The sequence below is a fragment of the Streptomyces sp. NPDC001020 genome, from assembly GCF_053599115.1.
In genome coordinates this window covers 100,472-115,760 of record NZ_JBSFLQ010000014.1, presented here as the reverse complement: position 1 = coordinate 115,760, position 15,289 = coordinate 100,472, and the positions used below count along the sequence as shown (strand labels likewise).

Here is a 15,289-nt window from a genome sequence, read left to right as displayed (position 1 = left end):
TCCCGGGGTGGGAACCGGTGAAAGCGGTCGCGCCGCGGTTGAGCGCACACTCTCGGTCCTACGTATGGTCATAAGACAAAGACCGGCGGCGAGAGGCGGCGGACACGATGGCTCATGGCATGCGCACGGACACCACTCCCCAACTCGAGGTGAGCCGCGACCGGCGGGTCACGACCATTCAGTACGCCCTGCTGCCCCTCCGCATCTTTCTGGGCGTCACCTTCGTCTACGCCGGCCTGGACAAGCTCACCGACAGCGCGTTCATGCACGACTCCGGCTCCGGTTCGATCGGCGACCTGATGCGCAGCGTGCGTGGCTCGTCGGCGATCCCGGCCCTGGTCGACCTCGCGCTGAAAAGCCCCGTCAGCTTCGGCTATGCCATCGCCCTCGGTGAACTGGCCGTGGGCATCGGCACGCTGCTCGGCCTGCTGTCCCGCCTGGCCGCGCTCGGCGGCGCGCTGATCTCGCTGAGCCTGTGGCTCACCGTGAGCTGGGCCTCCAGCCCCTACTACTACGGCAACGACCTCGCTTATCTCATGGCCTGGACCCCGCTGGTCCTGGCCGGCGCCCCGGTCTTCTCCCTGGACGCCGCCCTTCGCGCCCGACGGCGGCATCGCGCGGGCGGGTACTGGTAGACGTGCGGCCCGGCGCCCGGTGGGCTACGGCATCGGCGTTCCCTCCCGCGCACCGCGCGCTTCCCTACGGGCCGTCAGTCCCCTGCGTATCGCGCCGGTCACCATCCCCGTCACGGCCGCGAGACAGAGCCCGCCCATGACCATGGGGATGATCGCGAACCACGGAGTCTCCCAGGCCCCGCTCGCATCACCCAGGTAGGCGACGCCCGCGGCGGTCAGGAAGACGCCGGCCGTCAGCCGGCCGGGCCGGAACTCATGACGTAGCACGGGTCACCTCCACCTGGCCCACGCCGACCTCGAGGAAGAGGTCGAGTGTGGGCGCGTTCTTCGTACCGGAGGCCGGAGGAAGCGTCAGATGCTTGTTCTGGCCCAGCTTCACGTCCACGTTCTTCTTCTTGGCAGCGCTCGGCAACTGGATGTCGCCGACCCCTGCTTGGATCCTCAGATCCACTGTCGCGTCTCGAGGGACCACCACCTTGAGCCGTCCCATGCCCGCCTCCACCCGGGTCGTCACCTTCTGGCCGTGGGCGAGCTCCAGATGGGTGAGGTCCAGTGTGCCGACGCCGGCGCCCAGTTGGTAGCTGTCCTGGACGGCCGCCGCGTACGCCGGTGCCCAGGTCGTGTGGGGCCAGTGCAGGTCCTTCGGCAGGGACGCCGTCGTGGCGAGCAGGGCCGCCGTGAGCACCGCGAGGATGACCGAGCCCGCGCCGGTACGTCCCAGGAACGAACTGACCGCGATACCCGCGCCGAACACGATCAGCGCCGCCGCCAGACCCGTTTGCAGGCTTGTGCCGGGCGCCTGGTCGTCCCAGGTCAGGCCGCTGCCGAGACCGCCCGCGAGCAGGGCGAGCAGAAACACCCAGCCGCCGATCCAGCGCGGACCGCGCGGTCTCGGGCGGTACTCGGCCCGTATCAGCCGGCCGTCCGAGCCGTCACGGGCGATGTTGACCGCCGCTGCGACGTCACGGCTGCGGGCGTCGCTGGGACCCCACAGATAGCCCGTGCCGCCCACGTGCGTGCCGTCCTTGACGATGGGGTCGCGCCACCAGGAGAAGGAGGATGCGGGGACGGGCGGTGCCGTCGCCTCCGGCGGGGCGTCGGCGGCGGCCTGCGCGGCGAGCGGGTCGTGGTCGGGGGCACCGCGCTGCCGCGACCAGTACGCCGCGCCCGCCAGGAGCACCGACAGGACAGCGGCGAAGGTCAGCAGCCCGCCGTTCCTGAGCATCGACATGAAGACCCCGCAGCCCACCAGGGCGAAGAGGACCGCGGCCAGGGCCTGGCCGTCGACACGGCCTGTCAGCAGCTTGCGGACCTCGTTCTCCTCCTCGTCGTCGTACGGGACGAGGAGCCAGACGAAGCCGTAGAAGATGAGTCCGACGCCGCCCGTCGCGGAGAGCACCGCGAGCACGATGCGGAAGATCACCGGGTCCATGTCGCACTGCCGGGCCAGGCCCGAGCAGACGCCCGCCAGCATCTTGTACCGCCGGTCGCGCCGGAAGTGGCCGGGCTCCTCGGCGACGGCCGCGTCTTCGGGCGAGGGGGTGCCTTCGCGTCCGGAGGCGTCGGTCCAGGTGCCGCCGGACCCGGGTGCCGCCGCTTCCGCGTGCGCGCCCGCACCTCCGACGGCATGCCCGGCTCCAGCGTGCTGCTGATCTGTCATGCGTCCATGGTCCCCGCCCGGGAAGCGCGGCGGCAGTCGGGATGACCCTGGCCGAACCCTGATATCTGTCCTGACGGCCCACCGGGGGAGTGTTCGATCCCCGCGACCGTGAAGATCAGGGGTGTCTCGGGGGTCCACCCTGATGTCCGGGTGGGCCGGTCGTGTGACCATCTATGGCATGCCGGACGCCGCAACACTGCCTCACGCCGACCCGCGGCCGCCGCGCAAGCTCTACCGCAGCAGTGACGGACGCTGGCTGGGGGGCGTGGCGCGGGGGCTCGCAGGGCATCTCGGCCTGCCCGTGATCTGGGTACGCCTCGTCTTCATCGGCCTGATCATGGCCGAGGGCCTCGGCGCGCTGGTGTACGCGGCTTTCTGGTTCTTCGTCCCGCTCGGCGTCGGCGGCATCGACGACCGGCGCCCCCCGTCCCCGGTCAGCACCGAGACCTCGCCCGACGGCCGCCGCAAACGAGTGGCCCGCAAACCCGACCGGGGTCAGATCCTCGCCCTGCTCCTCATGGTCATCGTGTCGCTGACCTTCGTGGGCAGCGTGAACGTCGACAACGGGACCAAGGCCTACCTCATCCCGAGCGTCCTGGTCGCCGCGGGCGTCGCCCTGGTCTGGCGCCAGGCGGACAACGCACGGCGGGCCCGCTGGGTGGAGGTAGGCAGCCGCCGGCGCACCCTCACCCTGCTGCGCGCCGCCGCCGGTGTGTTGCTGGTCACCGCGGGCGTCTCCGGCATATTCGTGCTGCAGGGCTCCGCTGCCCACCTCGGCTCGGTCCTGCAGGCGGCGCTCGCGGTCCTCGTCGGCATAGCGCTGCTCGCCGGACCGTATCTCGTCCGCATGTCCCAGGACCTTTCCGAGGAACGCCTGATGCGCATCCGCGCCCAGGAGCGCGCGGAGGTCGCCGCCCACGTCCACGACTCGGTCCTGCACACCCTGACCCTGATCCAACGCAACGCGGAGAACGTCGGCGAGGTACGCCGCCTCGCCCGCGCCCAGGAACGCGACCTGCGGGCCTGGCTCTACAAGCCGGAGGGCACCGGCAAGGACGAGGACGAGGAGCCCGACACCCTCGCGGAGGCGGTCCGGCACAGCGCGGCCGAGGTGGAGGACAAGCACGGCGTCCCCATCGAGGTCGTCGTCGTCGGCGACTGCCCCCTCGACGAGCGGATCGGCGCACAGATGCAGGCCGCGCGCGAAGCGATGGTGAACGCCGCCAAGTACGGTGGCGAGGGCGGCGCCGTCCAGGTCTTCGCCGAGGTCGAGGGCACGACGGTCTTCGTGTCCGTCCGTGACCGCGGTCCCGGCTTCGACCTCGACGCGATACCCGCCGACCGTATGGGTGTCAGAGAATCAATCATCGGCCGCATGGAGCGCAACGGCGGCACGGCACGGCTGCGCGCGGTCCCGGACGGGGGCACGGAGGTCGAGCTGGAGATGGAGAGGGTGGAGAAGACGACATGAACGACGGGAACGGGACGACCGGGCAGGCCGGTACCGAGGAGTCGGCGGCGGGCGGGAGTGCGGGCGGCCGGCATGTGCGGGTCGTGCTCGTCGACGACCACCGTATGTTCCGCACGGGCGTGCAGGCCGAGATCGGCCGTACCGAAGAGACCGGAGTGGAGGTCGTCGGCGAGGCCCCGGACGTCGACCAGGCGGTCTCGGTGATCACGGCGACGCGTCCCGAGGTGGTCCTCCTCGACGTTCATCTGCCGGGTGGCGGCGGGGTCGAAGTGCTCCGTCGTTGCGCCCCGTTGATGTCCGACGCCGAGCAGCCGGTCCGGTTCCTGGCGCTGTCCGTGTCGGACGCCGCGGAGGACGTGATCGGTGTGATCCGTGGCGGCGCTCGTGGCTACGTCACCAAGACGATCACCGGCTCGGACCTCGTCGACTCCATCTTCCGCGTACAGGAAGGCGACGCGGTGTTCTCGCCCCGCCTGGCCGGCTTCGTCCTCGACGCCTTCGCCTCGACGGACGCCCCGCCCGTCGACGAGGACCTCGACCGCCTCACCCAGCGCGAACGCGAAGTCCTGCGCCTGATCGCCCGCGGCTACGCGTACAAGGAGATCGCCAAGCAACTGTTCATCTCGGTGAAGACGGTCGAGTCCCATGTCTCGGCGGTCCTGCGCAAGCTCCAGCTGTCGAACCGTCACGAGCTGACGCGGTGGGCTACGGCGCGGCGGCTGGTGTGACGGTCCGGTAGGCGAGGGCACGCCCCACACAGCTACAGGTCAGGGGTCATCGCGAGTTCGAACCACACCTCCTTGCCGATGCCGCACTCCCTTCTCTCCGCGCCCCAGTCGTCCGCGAGTGCCACGACCAGCGCGAGGCCCCGGCCCGAGTCGTCGTCAGGGGAAGCCGTGCCCGGCGTGGGGAGTATGTCGCTCGCGTCGGTCACAGTCACGCGGACTCGGTTCTCTGTGACCACGCAGCGGGCCCAGATCTCGCGGCCGGCCGGGACCTTCGCATGGCGGTACGCGTTCGTCATCAGCTCGCTGAGGAGGAGTTCCGTCGTGTCCGTCACCTCCAGCGACAGCCCCCAGGACTCGGCCTGTTCACGGAACAGCACCCGTGCCCTGCCCACGCTTCGCGCATGACGCGGCAGACGCCACTCGATGTCCTTCGGGGCCGTCGTGGGCAGCGGGAGCCGCGGGGTCTGCATGCGCTGTTCATCCCTTGCGTCGATGTTTTGACGTTTGATGGGATTACGGTCCCGGGTCGCGCGTAGCCTCACGAGAATCGGCGCGGGTACAGCGGTGGCCGTACCCGCCCTGGACTCGGGGGAGGTGTGCGTGTCGACCGAGGTGAACTCGCAGCCGCCGACCGCCTGGCGGTACTGCGGCAGCCAGATCAAGATGTGGCGCGCGGAGGCCGGTGTCGGTCGCGATGCGCTGGCCAAGGAGGCCGGTTACGACTACGAGTACGTCAAGTCGATGGAGAACGGCCGCCGTCGGCCCACGTTGCGGCTGTTGCAGGTCGCGGATCAGGTGTGCGGGGCGGGTGGGAAGCTTGTTGCTGCGCAGGAGTATCTGAAGCCGGAGCCGTTCCCGGCGCGGTCTCAGGAGTTCATGGCTATCGAGGCTGAGGCCATCAGCTTCTTCTGCTACGAGCCGCTGCTCATTCCAGGCTTGTTGCAGACGGAGGACTACGCGCGGGCGTTGATCGGGGGAAGTTGTCCACCTCTGGACGATGAGACAGTTGCCGAGCGCGTGGCTGCCAGGCTTCGCCGTCAGGAAGCGTTGACCCGACGGATCAGTGTGCTGTACGGCTTCCTGATCTACGAAGCCGCACTGCGGACGGAAGTCGGCGGCAGCGACGTGATGAGGGCCCAACTCATGCGTCTCTTGGAAGTTGGTCAACTGCGTAACGTGTCAGTTCAGGTACTGCCCATCGGCCGATGCAACGGCGTTGCTCTCGCGGGGCCGATTGTTCTCCTGGAGTCCCCCCCCCGAGCACGATGTCCTCGCCTACATTGAGGCGCCAGAAGTGAGCGTGTTGCACGCCAGTCCCGACAAGGTGAGTGCACTGAACCAAAGGCATGCCATGATCCGCACGCACGCCCTCAGTATTGAGGAGTCAGCTGAGTTCATCAGAAGGGTGGCGGAGAAGTCGTGAGCGAGAGCCTGGTGTGGTTCAAGTCCAGCTATAGCGACGACCAGGGTGGCAACTGCCTCGAAGTCGCCCTCGACTGGCACAAGTCCAGCGACAGCGAAGGCAGTAACTGCCTCGAAGTCGCCCCCTGCCCCTACGCCATCCACATCCGAGACTCGAAGCTCGGCTCCCACAGCCCCCGGTTCGCGGTCGCCGGGGCTGCCTGGACGGCGTTCGTTGCGCACGCCCGGACCGACGCTTGAGCTTCGAGGGTCAAGTGCCGGGCACCAAGCCCCGTTCGTAAGGAATGGGCGGTGGGCCTGAACCCACCGCCCACAGGCGAGAACAACGTCCCGGCCGGGTGCTGCCGGATAGTCGCCCGGACACGTGCCGTTCCTCCGCAAGCCCCTATGCCACCCGCGTCGCCCCCGCGAACGGCATCGTGTCGATCGGCGCCAGCCGCACCGGTGCCGACGGGTTCGGTGCGTGGATCATCTGGCCGTTGCCCACATAGATCCCGACATGGCTGACGCCGGAGTAGAAGAACACCAGGTCACCGGGGCGGAGTTCGGAGCGCGAGACGCGGCGGCCCGCGTCGATCTGGGCGTATGTCGTGCGTGGCAGGGAGAGGCCCGCGGAGCGGTAGGCGGCCTGCATCAGGCCCGAGCAGTCGAAGGCGGTGGGGCCGGTGGCGCCCCAGACGTAGGGGCTGCCCAGCTTGCCGTAGGCGTACGCCACCGCCGCCGCAGCCCGCCCGTTGGGCGCCTCCGCGGCCGCCGCGGCCGACATCGGCACCACGTCCCGTGGCGCGGATCGCGCCGCCCGCCGCCCGGCGTCCCCGTCGGCCGTGAGCTGAGCTCGTTGTCCCGCCGTCAGCCGGGACAGCAGGCGCCGGGCCTCGCCCAGCTTCTCGTCGACCGTCCGCTTCTGCCGACGCAGCTCCGTCTGACGTGACGTCAGGGAGGCCAGCTGCACGCGCGCCGCCCCCCGTAGCCGCTCGATCTCCCGCAGTTGCTTGCGCACGTCCGCCACAGCCGTGGCCTGCCGGCCGTCGACCCGCTCGGCGAAGGCGGCGTCATCGAGGTAGCGCCCGGGGTTCGAGGAGAGCAGGAGCTGCACCGAGGGATCGACGCCCCCGTTGCGGTACTGCGCCGCCGCGGCGGACCCCAGTGCCTGTCGCGCCGAGTCGAGGCGGTCCGTCCTGCGCGCCGCCTCGTCCCGCAGCGCGTTCAGTCGGCCTCTCGCCTGGTCCGCCTTCTCCTTCGCCCCGTCGTACTTCTGGGTCGCGACCTCCGCCTCCCGGTACAACCTGTCGACCTTGGCCTTGACCTGTTCCGGCGACGGCTTCGGCTCGGCGTGCGCCGTCGCGTCGAAGCCGGTCGCGGACGCCGCTCCCGCGAGGGCGATCGTGACGGCGGTCCAGGCCGTGCTGCCGCCGAACGAACGCTGCCTGGGCTTGCGGTGCGCTGCCACGTGGACGTCATGTCCTTTCGTACGACCGCTCGGCCACGGGCGGTGTGACGCGTCCGGCGGCGGCCCGCAACAGGGGAACGGGCCGCCGCCGGACCTTCTCGGCGGTGGTGTCCGGCGGCCGCCCCTGGCCCGGGCGGCGATGGGGAGCCGGTCACCTGGTGGAGGACGCTAAGCCTCACCGTGACGGCTCTGTGACGTGATGTACGGAAGTGACGTAACCAGACTGCCGGTGACCGTATGTGACCGTGATTCCTGCACGGGAGCGCCGACTTCACGCTGCGCGATGACCGATGCGACGGTTCCCGGAGACGCGACGGTGACAGAGTGCTATGCGGCGCGTATATGCGCGGCAAGGGACCCGGTGCGGCGGCCGTCACACAGGGAGGGCCGGTGTCAGGGGGCACCAGCGCCTCTGACTAGGCTCCGGCACCATGGACGTACTCCTCCATCTCTTCGTCGGCCTGCACATCATCGGCATCGCCGCGCTCCTCGGCGGCTTCCTCACCCAGATGAAGGCGATGGGCCAGGGCACGGCCCGATTCGTGCCCGGAATGCTGCACGGCGCGCTGACCATGCTGGTCACGGGCATCGCCCTCGTCGGCCTCAACCAGGCGCAGGACTACTCGGTCAACACGGTCAAGATCGGTGTCAAACTGGCGCTCCTGATCGTGATCCTCGGCCTTGTCTACGTGAAGCGAGACGAGGAGAGGGTCGAGAAGCCGTTCTTCGGACTCGTGGGCGCGCTGACCGCCACGAACATCTTCATCGCGGTCCTGTGGACCTGATGCCTTTCCCGGCGGATCGAGCGGCTCCCGCGAGGACCGCGCACCAGGCGGCCACCGCGATCCACAGCAGCACCAGGCCGACGCCGCGCAGCCACGGCACCCCGAGGCTGGTAGCGGCCGACAGAGCCGCCACCGCTGTTATCCCCAGCGGGAAGACGGTCGCCCAGCGCCGTACGTCATAGCGGGGCCGTGGCCACAGCACCTCGGCCGCCACCAGGACGCAGTAGCCGGCGAACTCGAGCGCGAGGAGGCCGACGGTGACGGACCGCAGGACGCCGTCGGCGTCGCTGTTCCAGAGGTAGGGGCCGCTCTGCGCGGCGGCGATGAGCCTCGTCCCGGCCAGCGCGGAGATGGCGAGCGCACCGCTCAGGACCCAGTGGTCGCCCGCGCCGGTCGCCACCTGCCGAGGGTCGAAGCGCCACAGCCCGGCGAGGTAGAGCACCAGCCCGAGCCAGAAGAACACCAGCGCCATGTGCGCGAACCACGCCACACCCACGGCAGCGGTGAGTACCGCTCCGAGCACCGCGATCCCCTCCGTCGCCACGCACCCGAGGAACACCGACCCTGGCATACGGTGCCCCCAGTTCCGTACGACCGGGAGGATCAGGCCCAGCCAGAGCACGACGGCCAGCGCGAGGAGCGCCTCGGCGAGCCCCTGCCGCCCCAGCTGGGAGATCCGCGTGGCCAGTACGGTCGTGGCCGCTACCGCGGTGAGCGCGGCGGGGGAGCGCGCCTCGGCCAGCCACCGGTCGCGCTCCCGCAGCAGCCGCAGGACGAAGTCGGTCGCGAGTCCCAGCCAGGCGGCGCACGCCAGGACCAGGACGATACGGGAGAGGACCTCGAACCCGGCCAGGTGCAGCCCGACCGACACGATGCCGGTCGCCATCACGGCGGCTCCGGCGGCGGGCGGATGCTGTGCCCACCAGGCGCGGAGCGCGGAGGTGCCTGACATGTGCCTGATGCTAGGGACGCGTACACCGGTTATGCGTGGGCCACGCGCGCGTGGCGGCAGGAAACCACCCCGCGCACGCGTACCGCATGCGTACCGCACGCGAGCCCAGCGGCTCAGGCCGGCCGCACCACGCTGTGGATGGCCGAGGCGCCGTCGTAGTAGACCGACTCCTCCCGTACGTACGCCCCCGGCTTCGGGGCGTGGATCATCATGCCGTTGCCGATGTAGAGGCCGACGTGGCTGATGTCGTCGTAGAAGAAGATCAGGTCACCGGGCTGGGCGTTGGCCAGCGAGACCGTCGTACCTTGCTTCACCTGATCCCATGTCGTGCGGTCGAGCTTCACCCCGGCGGCCCTCCAGGAGGCCTGGGTCAGGCCGGAGCAGTCGTACGAGTCCGGCCCGGTCGCACCCCACACATACGGCTTCCCGATCTGCGCGCGGGCGAACGCGAGGGCGTTTGCGGCCTTCGTCGCGTAGGAGGAGCTTGTGGAGTCGGAGCTCGTGGAGCCGGAACCCGCGGAGGAGGAGTCCGAAGAGCCCGTCGTGGTGGACGAGGACGCCTCCTTCTGAGCTGCTTCCTTCTGCGCCGCCTCGTTGCGGGCTGCCTCCTTGCGGGCCGCCTCCTCCTTGGCCGCCTGCTGTCGGGCCAGTTCCTCCGCCTTGCGCCGGGCCTCTTCCTGCTTCTTCTTCTCGATCTCGGCGAGCCGCGCCTTCTCCTCCACGGTCAGCTTCGACAGCAGCTGCCGCGCGGTGGAGAGCTTCTTCTGGACGTCCGCCTTGGTCGTCCTGAGCGTCTTCTGCGTCTCGGTGAGCGTCTGCAGGCTCTTGGTGGCCTCCCGCCGCTTCTTCATCGTCGCGGCCTGCTCGGTGACGTACTGGTCGACCGCTTCCTTCTGGCGGCCGGTCAGCCGGCTCATCAGCTGGGTCTGGTCGAAGTAGTCCTGGGGCGAGTCGGCCAGCAGGAACGTGGCGGTGTCGGGGGCCGCGGTTCCGGTGCGGTACTGCGCCGCGGCGAACGACCCCAGCTCGTCGCGCGCGTCGTTGAGCTTCTGCGTGCGGCGGGCGACGTCGTCGAGGAGGGTGTCGGCGTGCTTGCGCTGCGTGACCGTCTTCTCCTTGGCCGCGTTGTACTTCTCGGTACCCGTCTCGGCCTGGCGGTAGAGGTCGTCGACCTGCTTCTGCACCTCCTCCAGACTCGGCTTGCGGTCGGGGGAGGGCGCTGCGTCGGCTGTCTGGGAGAGCAGGGCCACGGAGGCGACGGCGGCCGTCGCGATGGCGGGGGTACGTATGGCTGCGATGCCGGAGGGACGCGGCTTGCGGTGCGACGCCATGGGGAGGCGACTCCTTCCGTGCTCCGCCTACCGAGTTAGCTGTCGGGTTCGGGCGGGGGTCCGGAAGGTGTGCCCTACGGCCGCATCCCGTAAGACGGTTGGCCGATTCACCCCAAGGTCGGTTGGGTCCCCGGCTCCGGCAGCGCGGGGCGCACCGGACTCGGCGGAGGCCGCGCGGCCCGGCGACGTTCGCCGGTGGGGGTCCTGCGGCCCGCCCGGCACGCTAGCCAACTGGTGTGGCCCGTGTGAAGGTTGATGTTCGATATGCCCGATACATTTTCGTGACCTTGATCATGGGCTCCGCTGCCCATGGCCAATAAGAGGGCATTTGCTGAGACATGCCGCCTCTCTTCGGTCGGCTGAAGAGGCCTGGTCCACCCTGGTCCGGGAAGGGAGTCGCAGGATCTCCGGCCGAAGCGGACGGGGCGGCGTGCATCCAGTCCGCCGCATGCTGAAGGTGACCGTGCGATATCGGAACGTGAAGAGGTGCTCGGCGGCCGACTTCGGAAGATCACCGAGCCCGGGATCCGATTCCGCGGGCGGAGTTTTCGGGGTGGCAGTCGGTTGTCGGTGGGGCGGCCTAGACTCGGAGAGCGATGAGCAGCCTCTTTGACGACAGCTTCCTGGCGGACCTCAAGGCCACCCCGGCACCTGAGGAGGAGCCCCCGCCGCCCGAGGACGATCACGCTCCGGAGCAGATTCCGGAGGACCTGTTCGGCGGGAAGTTCGACATGCCGCCGGACCGATGGCGGTCCCCCCGCTCGAGCGGGGCCGAGAGCGGGGAGGCTTACTACCGCGACGGCGCGCCCCGCCCCGTCATCGACCCGGCAGCGCTGCTGGAGGGGTTGAACGAGAACCAGCGCGCGGCCGTGGTGCACGCCGGCTCCCCCCTGCTCATCGTGGCCGGCGCCGGCTCCGGCAAGACGCGCGTGCTCACGCACCGCATCGCCCATCTGCTGGCCGAGCGGGGTGTGCACCCCGGCCAGATCCTCGCGATCACGTTCACCAACAAGGCCGCGGGCGAGATGAAGGAGCGCGTCGAGCAGCTCGTCGGCCCGCGGGCGAACGCGATGTGGGTGATGACCTTCCACAGTGCGTGCGTGCGCATCCTGCGGCGCGAGTCGAAGAAGCTCGGCTTCACGTCCTCGTTCTCGATCTACGACGCGGCCGACAGCAAGCGTCTGATGGCGCTCGTCTGCCGCGATCTGGACCTCGACCCCAAGCGGTTCCCGCCCAAGTCCTTCAGTGCCAAGATCTCCAACCTGAAGAACGAGCTGATCGACGAGGAGGACTTCGCCGCCCAGGCCGCCGACGGCTTCGAGAAGACCCTCGCCCAGGCCTACGCGCTCTACCAGTCCCGGCTCCGTGAGGCGAACGCCCTCGACTTCGACGATCTGATCATGACGACGGTCAACCTGCTGCGTGCCTTCCCGGACGTCGCCGAGCACTACCGTCGCCGCTTCCGCCACGTGCTGGTCGACGAGTACCAGGACACCAACCACGCCCAGTACGCCCTCGTCCGCGAGCTGGTCGGCCCGGCGGTCGGTGACCGGCCCGAGGGTGCGCCGTCCGGCGAGCCGGACCTCGGGCCGGCCGAGCTGTGCGTCGTGGGCGACGCCGATCAGTCGATCTACGCCTTCCGTGGCGCGACCATCCGCAACATCCTCCAGTTCGAGGAGGACTACCCGGACGCCGCGACGATCCTCCTTGAGCAGAACTACCGCTCCACCCAGACGATCCTGAGCGCCGCCAACGCGGTCATCGAACGCAACGAGTCGCGTCGGCCCAAGAACCTGTGGACCAACGCGGGCGCGGGCGCACGGATCGCTGGCTATGTCGCCGACACCGAGCACGACGAGGCGCAGTTCGTCGCCGACGAGATCGACCGCCTCACCGACCGGGACGAGGCGAAGGCGGGCGACGTCGCCGTCTTCTACCGCACGAACGCCCAGTCCCGTGTCTTCGAAGAGGTCTTCATCCGTGTCGGCCTGCCCTACAAGGTCGTCGGCGGCGTCCGCTTCTACGAGCGCAAGGAGGTCCGGGACGTCCTGGCATACCTGCGGGTGCTGGCGAACCCGGAGGACTCCGTGCCCCTGCGGCGGATCCTGAACGTGCCGAAGCGGGGGATCGGTGAGCGTGCCGAAGCGATGATCGACGCCCTCGCACAGCGGGAGAAGATCAGCTTCGCGCAGGCGCTGGGGCGGGTCGACGAGGCGTACGGGATGGCGGCCCGCTCGACCAACGCGGTCAAGCGGTTCAACGTGCTGATGGACGATCTGCGGACGATCGTTGAGTCGGGCGCCGGACCGGCCACAATCCTGGAGGCGGTCCTCGAACGCACCGGGTACCTGGCCGAGTTGCAGGCCTCGACCGACCCCCAGGACGAGACCCGCATCGAGAACCTTCAGGAACTCGCCGCCGTGGCCCTGGAATTCGAGCAGGAGCGTGGGGAAGACGCGGTACCGTCAGAGGCTGCCGCCCCGGCGGGCACGCTGTCCGACTTCCTGGAGAAGGTCGCCCTGGTCGCCGACTCCGACCAGATTCCCGACGAGGAGGAGGGCAGCGGCGTCATCACACTGATGACCCTCCACACCGCCAAGGGCCTGGAGTTCCCGGTGGTCTTCCTCACCGGCATGGAGGACGGCGTCTTCCCGCACATGCGCGCGCTCGGCCAGACCAAGGAACTGGAGGAGGAGCGGCGCCTGGCCTACGTCGGCATCACACGCGCACGAGAGCGGCTGTACCTCACCCGGTCGGCCATGCGCAGCGCCTGGGGCCAGCCGTCGTACAACCCGCCCTCGCGCTTCCTGGAGGAGATCCCGGACCAGCATGTGGAGTGGAAGCGGACGGGTGCGTCCTCCGCTCCCATGTCCTCGGGGCCGCTCTCGGGTGTGGCGGCCTCGCTGTCGTCGTCCCGGTCGCGCTCCTCGGCCATGGGTGCGTCCGGTTTCGCCACGCGCCGGGGCGGTGCGACGGAGAAGCCGGTGGTCTCCCTGGCGGTCGGCGACCGCGTCACGCACGACCAGTTCGGCCTGGGCACGGTCGTCGGCGTGAAGGGCACGGGCGCCAACGCGGAGGCGACCATCGACTTCGGGGACACCAAGCCGAAGCGGCTGCTGCTGCGGTACGCACCGGTGCAGAAGCTGTAGCCCACACAGCGGGGCCCCCGTCCAACGGCGGGGGCCTACTGGGGAGTTGACTACGTCGGGTCCAGCCCGTGGCTGCGGAGCCAGGAGAGCGGGTCGACCGGGGCGCCCCCACCGGGCCGTACCTCGAAGTGCAGGTGGGGGCCGGTCGAGTTCCCCGAATCGCCGGAGCGCGCGATCGGGTCGCCGGCCTTCACGTACGTACCGGACGCGACCTGATAGCTGGAGAGGTGGCAGTACCACGTCTCCGTGCCGTCCTTCGCGGTCAGAATTATCATGTTCCCGTACGCGCTGTTCCACTGCGTACGGACGGTGCCATCGGTCGCGGCCAGCACCGTCGCGTACGTGACGGGGAAGTCGATGCCGGTGTGGACGGACATCCAGTTGATGCCCGCCTGGCCGAAGTAGGCGCTGAGACCGTGCCGCGCGACCGGAACCGCGAACTTCGGACGCAGCCGCTCCCTGAGCGCCGCCTCCGCCGCCGCCTTCTTCTGCTCGGCCACCTGCTGGGCCTTGAGGTCGATACGTTGCTGCGTCCGGCTCGCCCGGTCCATGAAGTCGTTCGCGCCCGCGGAGAGGCCGGCGAGCTGGGAGTCCAGCTTCTTGTTGGCGGTGGACGGCTTCACCGGAGCCGCCGTGGGCGCCTTGGCCGTCGTGTCCTTGCCGTCGTCCCCGCCCATGCCGACGGTCGCGGCGGCGATCCCGGCCACCCCCATGACGCACATCGACGGCACGGCGACCGTCAGCAGCGCCGAACGCTTGGCTGTCGGGCGGCGCCGGGACCGGTTCGCGGCCCGTGGGGAAGGAGCGATCTCCTCCTGGTCCTCGAGCAGCGGTGCGTCACCGGACTTCTCCGGCAGGTAATCCGAGTCGTCGTCGGCCTCGGACTCCTCGTACGGGAGTCGCTCGAAGTCGGCGGCCTGCTGGGCGAAGGACTCGGCCGTGTCAAAGGTGGCGGTCGCCTGGTGGGCGTAGGGCTCGGCCGGGTTGAACGCGGCGGTCGCCGTGGTCGGCCGGTCGTGCGTCTCATGCTCGGCGGTGCCACTGGAGTTCCACTGAGTGGCGTCGTACGTGCCCGTGTCGAAGGTCTGCGTGCCCCAATCCCACTGCTGGGTCCGGGCCGCCGACTGGCCGGCCTCGAGCCAGGCGTGTGCGTCCCACTGACCGGTGGCATCGGGGGCCGTGGCCTGCGCGGGGATACCCGCGAGCTGCTGATAACCGATCGCCCAGGCGGCCGTGTCGTAGGCGCCGGTGTCGAAAGCTGCATGGTGCTGGGCCGCGTACGGGTCCTGGGACGGCATCCGGTGCGTGCCGGTGTCGAGCGTTTGATGGCTGCCCGTGCCGAGCGTCGGGTGGCTGTCGGTGGACCACTGTGCGGTGTCGTACGCACCTGTCGAGCCGTCGCCCGGGAAGCCACCGAAGAGGGGGTCGGCCAAAAAGCCCGCGGTCACCTGGCTGTCGGTACCGAAAGCGGCCGTGGCGGGATCGGCGTACGGGGTGAACTCACCGTACTGGCCTCCCTGGTGGCCGTACGGCGCGTAGTACGCCGAGGCGGCATCGGAAGCCGGAGTCGGAGGAACAGCGGTCCCCGACGGGTGACGGTCGTTCACCAACTTCTCTTTCGCCTCGACAACAGGGGCTGGCAGAGCAGTGCGGCGACTGTACCCGGCGGTATGCGGGCGCGACAATCTTCGGCAGGTTTCACGCAA

General features: G+C 69.8%; 14 protein-coding genes and 1 riboswitch. Of the genes, 7 read left to right on the top strand and 7 right to left on the bottom strand.

Translation table 11 applies throughout. The features are described 5' to 3' along the window. Window positions 1-107: 107 nt before the first annotated feature. The gene (locus tag ACWDEX_RS16075; protein ID WP_450463999.1) at window positions 108-635 is read left to right on the top strand and encodes a DoxX family protein; all 528 of its coding nucleotides are present in this window, start codon (window positions 108-110) and stop codon (window positions 633-635) included. Between the two features lie 24 nt (window positions 636-659). Here ACWDEX_RS16075 and ACWDEX_RS16070 read toward each other — a convergent pair whose 3' ends face one another. Together ACWDEX_RS16070 and ACWDEX_RS16065 are read right to left on the bottom strand one after the other, a co-directional pair. Then, window positions 660-902 (bottom strand): hypothetical protein, encoded by a 243-nt coding sequence (locus ACWDEX_RS16070; RefSeq protein ID WP_450463998.1) that lies wholly within the window; start codon window positions 900-902, stop codon window positions 660-662. Then, on the bottom strand, window positions 889-2,295 hold the full coding sequence (locus ACWDEX_RS16065; RefSeq protein ID WP_450463997.1) for a PspC domain-containing protein: 1,407 nt from the start codon (window positions 2,293-2,295) through the stop codon (window positions 889-891). Before ACWDEX_RS16065 ends, ACWDEX_RS16070 begins: the two co-directional genes overlap by 14 nt. 178 nt (window positions 2,296-2,473) lie before the next feature. On the opposite strand from ACWDEX_RS16065, the gene ACWDEX_RS16060 reads away from it, so the two are divergent. Further along, on the top strand, window positions 2,474-3,766 hold the full coding sequence (locus tag ACWDEX_RS16060) for an ATP-binding protein (RefSeq protein ID WP_450463996.1): 1,293 nt from the start codon (window positions 2,474-2,476) through the stop codon (window positions 3,764-3,766). Continuing rightward, the gene (locus ACWDEX_RS16055) at window positions 3,763-4,494 is read left to right on the top strand and encodes a LuxR C-terminal-related transcriptional regulator (RefSeq protein ID WP_450463995.1); all 732 of its coding nucleotides are present in this window, start codon (window positions 3,763-3,765) and stop codon (window positions 4,492-4,494) included. Before ACWDEX_RS16060 ends, ACWDEX_RS16055 begins: the two co-directional genes overlap by 4 nt. Window positions 4,495-4,526: 32 nt before the next feature. On the opposite strand, the gene ACWDEX_RS16050 is transcribed toward ACWDEX_RS16055, so the two are convergent. Further along, the gene (locus tag ACWDEX_RS16050; protein ID WP_450463994.1) at window positions 4,527-4,964 is read right to left on the bottom strand and encodes an ATP-binding protein; all 438 of its coding nucleotides are present in this window, start codon (window positions 4,962-4,964) and stop codon (window positions 4,527-4,529) included. 130 nt (window positions 4,965-5,094) lie between these two features. Between ACWDEX_RS16050 and ACWDEX_RS16045 the strand changes: the two genes are divergently transcribed. Beyond that, complete coding sequence (locus tag ACWDEX_RS16045; protein WP_450463992.1) at window positions 5,095-5,778, top strand: helix-turn-helix domain-containing protein; 684 nt, start codon at window positions 5,095-5,097, stop codon at window positions 5,776-5,778. Window positions 5,779-5,913: 135 nt separating this feature from the next. Next, window positions 5,914-6,156, top strand: coding sequence for a DUF397 domain-containing protein (locus ACWDEX_RS16040; RefSeq protein ID WP_450463991.1), 243 nt, complete (start codon window positions 5,914-5,916; stop codon window positions 6,154-6,156). Window positions 6,157-6,301: 145 nt separating this feature from the next. On the opposite strand, the gene ACWDEX_RS16035 is transcribed toward ACWDEX_RS16040, so the two are convergent. Further along, window positions 6,302-7,366, bottom strand: coding sequence for an NlpC/P60 family protein (locus tag ACWDEX_RS16035; RefSeq protein ID WP_450463990.1), 1,065 nt, complete (start codon window positions 7,364-7,366; stop codon window positions 6,302-6,304). 431 nt (window positions 7,367-7,797) lie between these two features. Here ACWDEX_RS16035 and ACWDEX_RS16030 point away from each other — a divergent pair, with 431 nt between their 5' ends. After that, complete coding sequence (locus tag ACWDEX_RS16030) at window positions 7,798-8,151, top strand: hypothetical protein (RefSeq protein ID WP_450463989.1); 354 nt, start codon at window positions 7,798-7,800, stop codon at window positions 8,149-8,151. Here the strand turns inward: ACWDEX_RS16030 and ACWDEX_RS16025 are convergent. Further along, a complete protein-coding gene (locus tag ACWDEX_RS16025; RefSeq protein WP_450463988.1) occupies window positions 8,129-9,103 on the bottom strand; it encodes a tellurite resistance/C4-dicarboxylate transporter family protein in 975 nt (324 codons plus the stop codon). The two genes, ACWDEX_RS16030 and ACWDEX_RS16025, sit on opposite strands and share 23 nt — an antisense overlap. A 113-nt stretch (window positions 9,104-9,216) precedes the next feature. Further along, complete coding sequence (locus tag ACWDEX_RS16020) at window positions 9,217-10,434, bottom strand: NlpC/P60 family protein (protein ID WP_450463987.1); 1,218 nt, start codon at window positions 10,432-10,434, stop codon at window positions 9,217-9,219. Between the two features lie 9 nt (window positions 10,435-10,443). Further along, window positions 10,444-10,610: riboswitch (cyclic di-AMP (ydaO/yuaA leader) on the bottom strand. Window positions 10,611-11,030: 420 nt separating this feature from the next. On the opposite strand from ACWDEX_RS16020, the gene pcrA reads away from it, so the two are divergent. After that, a complete protein-coding gene (gene pcrA / locus ACWDEX_RS16015; protein ID WP_450463986.1) occupies window positions 11,031-13,583 on the top strand; it encodes a DNA helicase PcrA in 2,553 nt (850 codons plus the stop codon). Between the two features lie 50 nt (window positions 13,584-13,633). Here the strand turns inward: pcrA and ACWDEX_RS16010 are convergent, their stop codons facing one another. Beyond that, entirely contained in the window at window positions 13,634-15,190 is a 1,557-nt protein-coding gene (locus ACWDEX_RS16010) for a M23 family metallopeptidase (RefSeq protein ID WP_450463985.1), read from the bottom strand. Between the last annotated feature and the right edge of the window lie 99 nt (window positions 15,191-15,289).

What these genes read in the sequence shown, in the direction of transcription:
- ACWDEX_RS16030 (WP_450463989.1), top strand. Translation starts at nt 7,798, where the DNA reads ATGGACGTACTCCTCCATCTCTTCGTCGGCCTGCACATCATCGGCATC.
- ACWDEX_RS16050 (WP_450463994.1), bottom strand. Translation starts at nt 4,964, where the DNA reads ATGCAGACCCCGCGGCTCCCGCTGCCCACGACGGCCCCGAAGGACATC.
- ACWDEX_RS16020 (WP_450463987.1), bottom strand. Translation starts at nt 10,434, where the DNA reads ATGGCGTCGCACCGCAAGCCGCGTCCCTCCGGCATCGCAGCCATACGT.
- ACWDEX_RS16060 (WP_450463996.1), top strand. Translation starts at nt 2,474, where the DNA reads ATGCCGGACGCCGCAACACTGCCTCACGCCGACCCGCGGCCGCCGCGC.
- ACWDEX_RS16055 (WP_450463995.1), top strand. Translation starts at nt 3,763, where the DNA reads ATGAACGACGGGAACGGGACGACCGGGCAGGCCGGTACCGAGGAGTCG.
- ACWDEX_RS16075 (WP_450463999.1), top strand. Translation starts at nt 108, where the DNA reads ATGGCTCATGGCATGCGCACGGACACCACTCCCCAACTCGAGGTGAGC.
- ACWDEX_RS16065 (WP_450463997.1), bottom strand. Translation starts at nt 2,295, where the DNA reads ATGACAGATCAGCAGCACGCTGGAGCCGGGCATGCCGTCGGAGGTGCG.
- ACWDEX_RS16025 (WP_450463988.1), bottom strand. Translation starts at nt 9,103, where the DNA reads ATGTCAGGCACCTCCGCGCTCCGCGCCTGGTGGGCACAGCATCCGCCC.
- pcrA (WP_450463986.1), top strand. Translation starts at nt 11,031, where the DNA reads ATGAGCAGCCTCTTTGACGACAGCTTCCTGGCGGACCTCAAGGCCACC.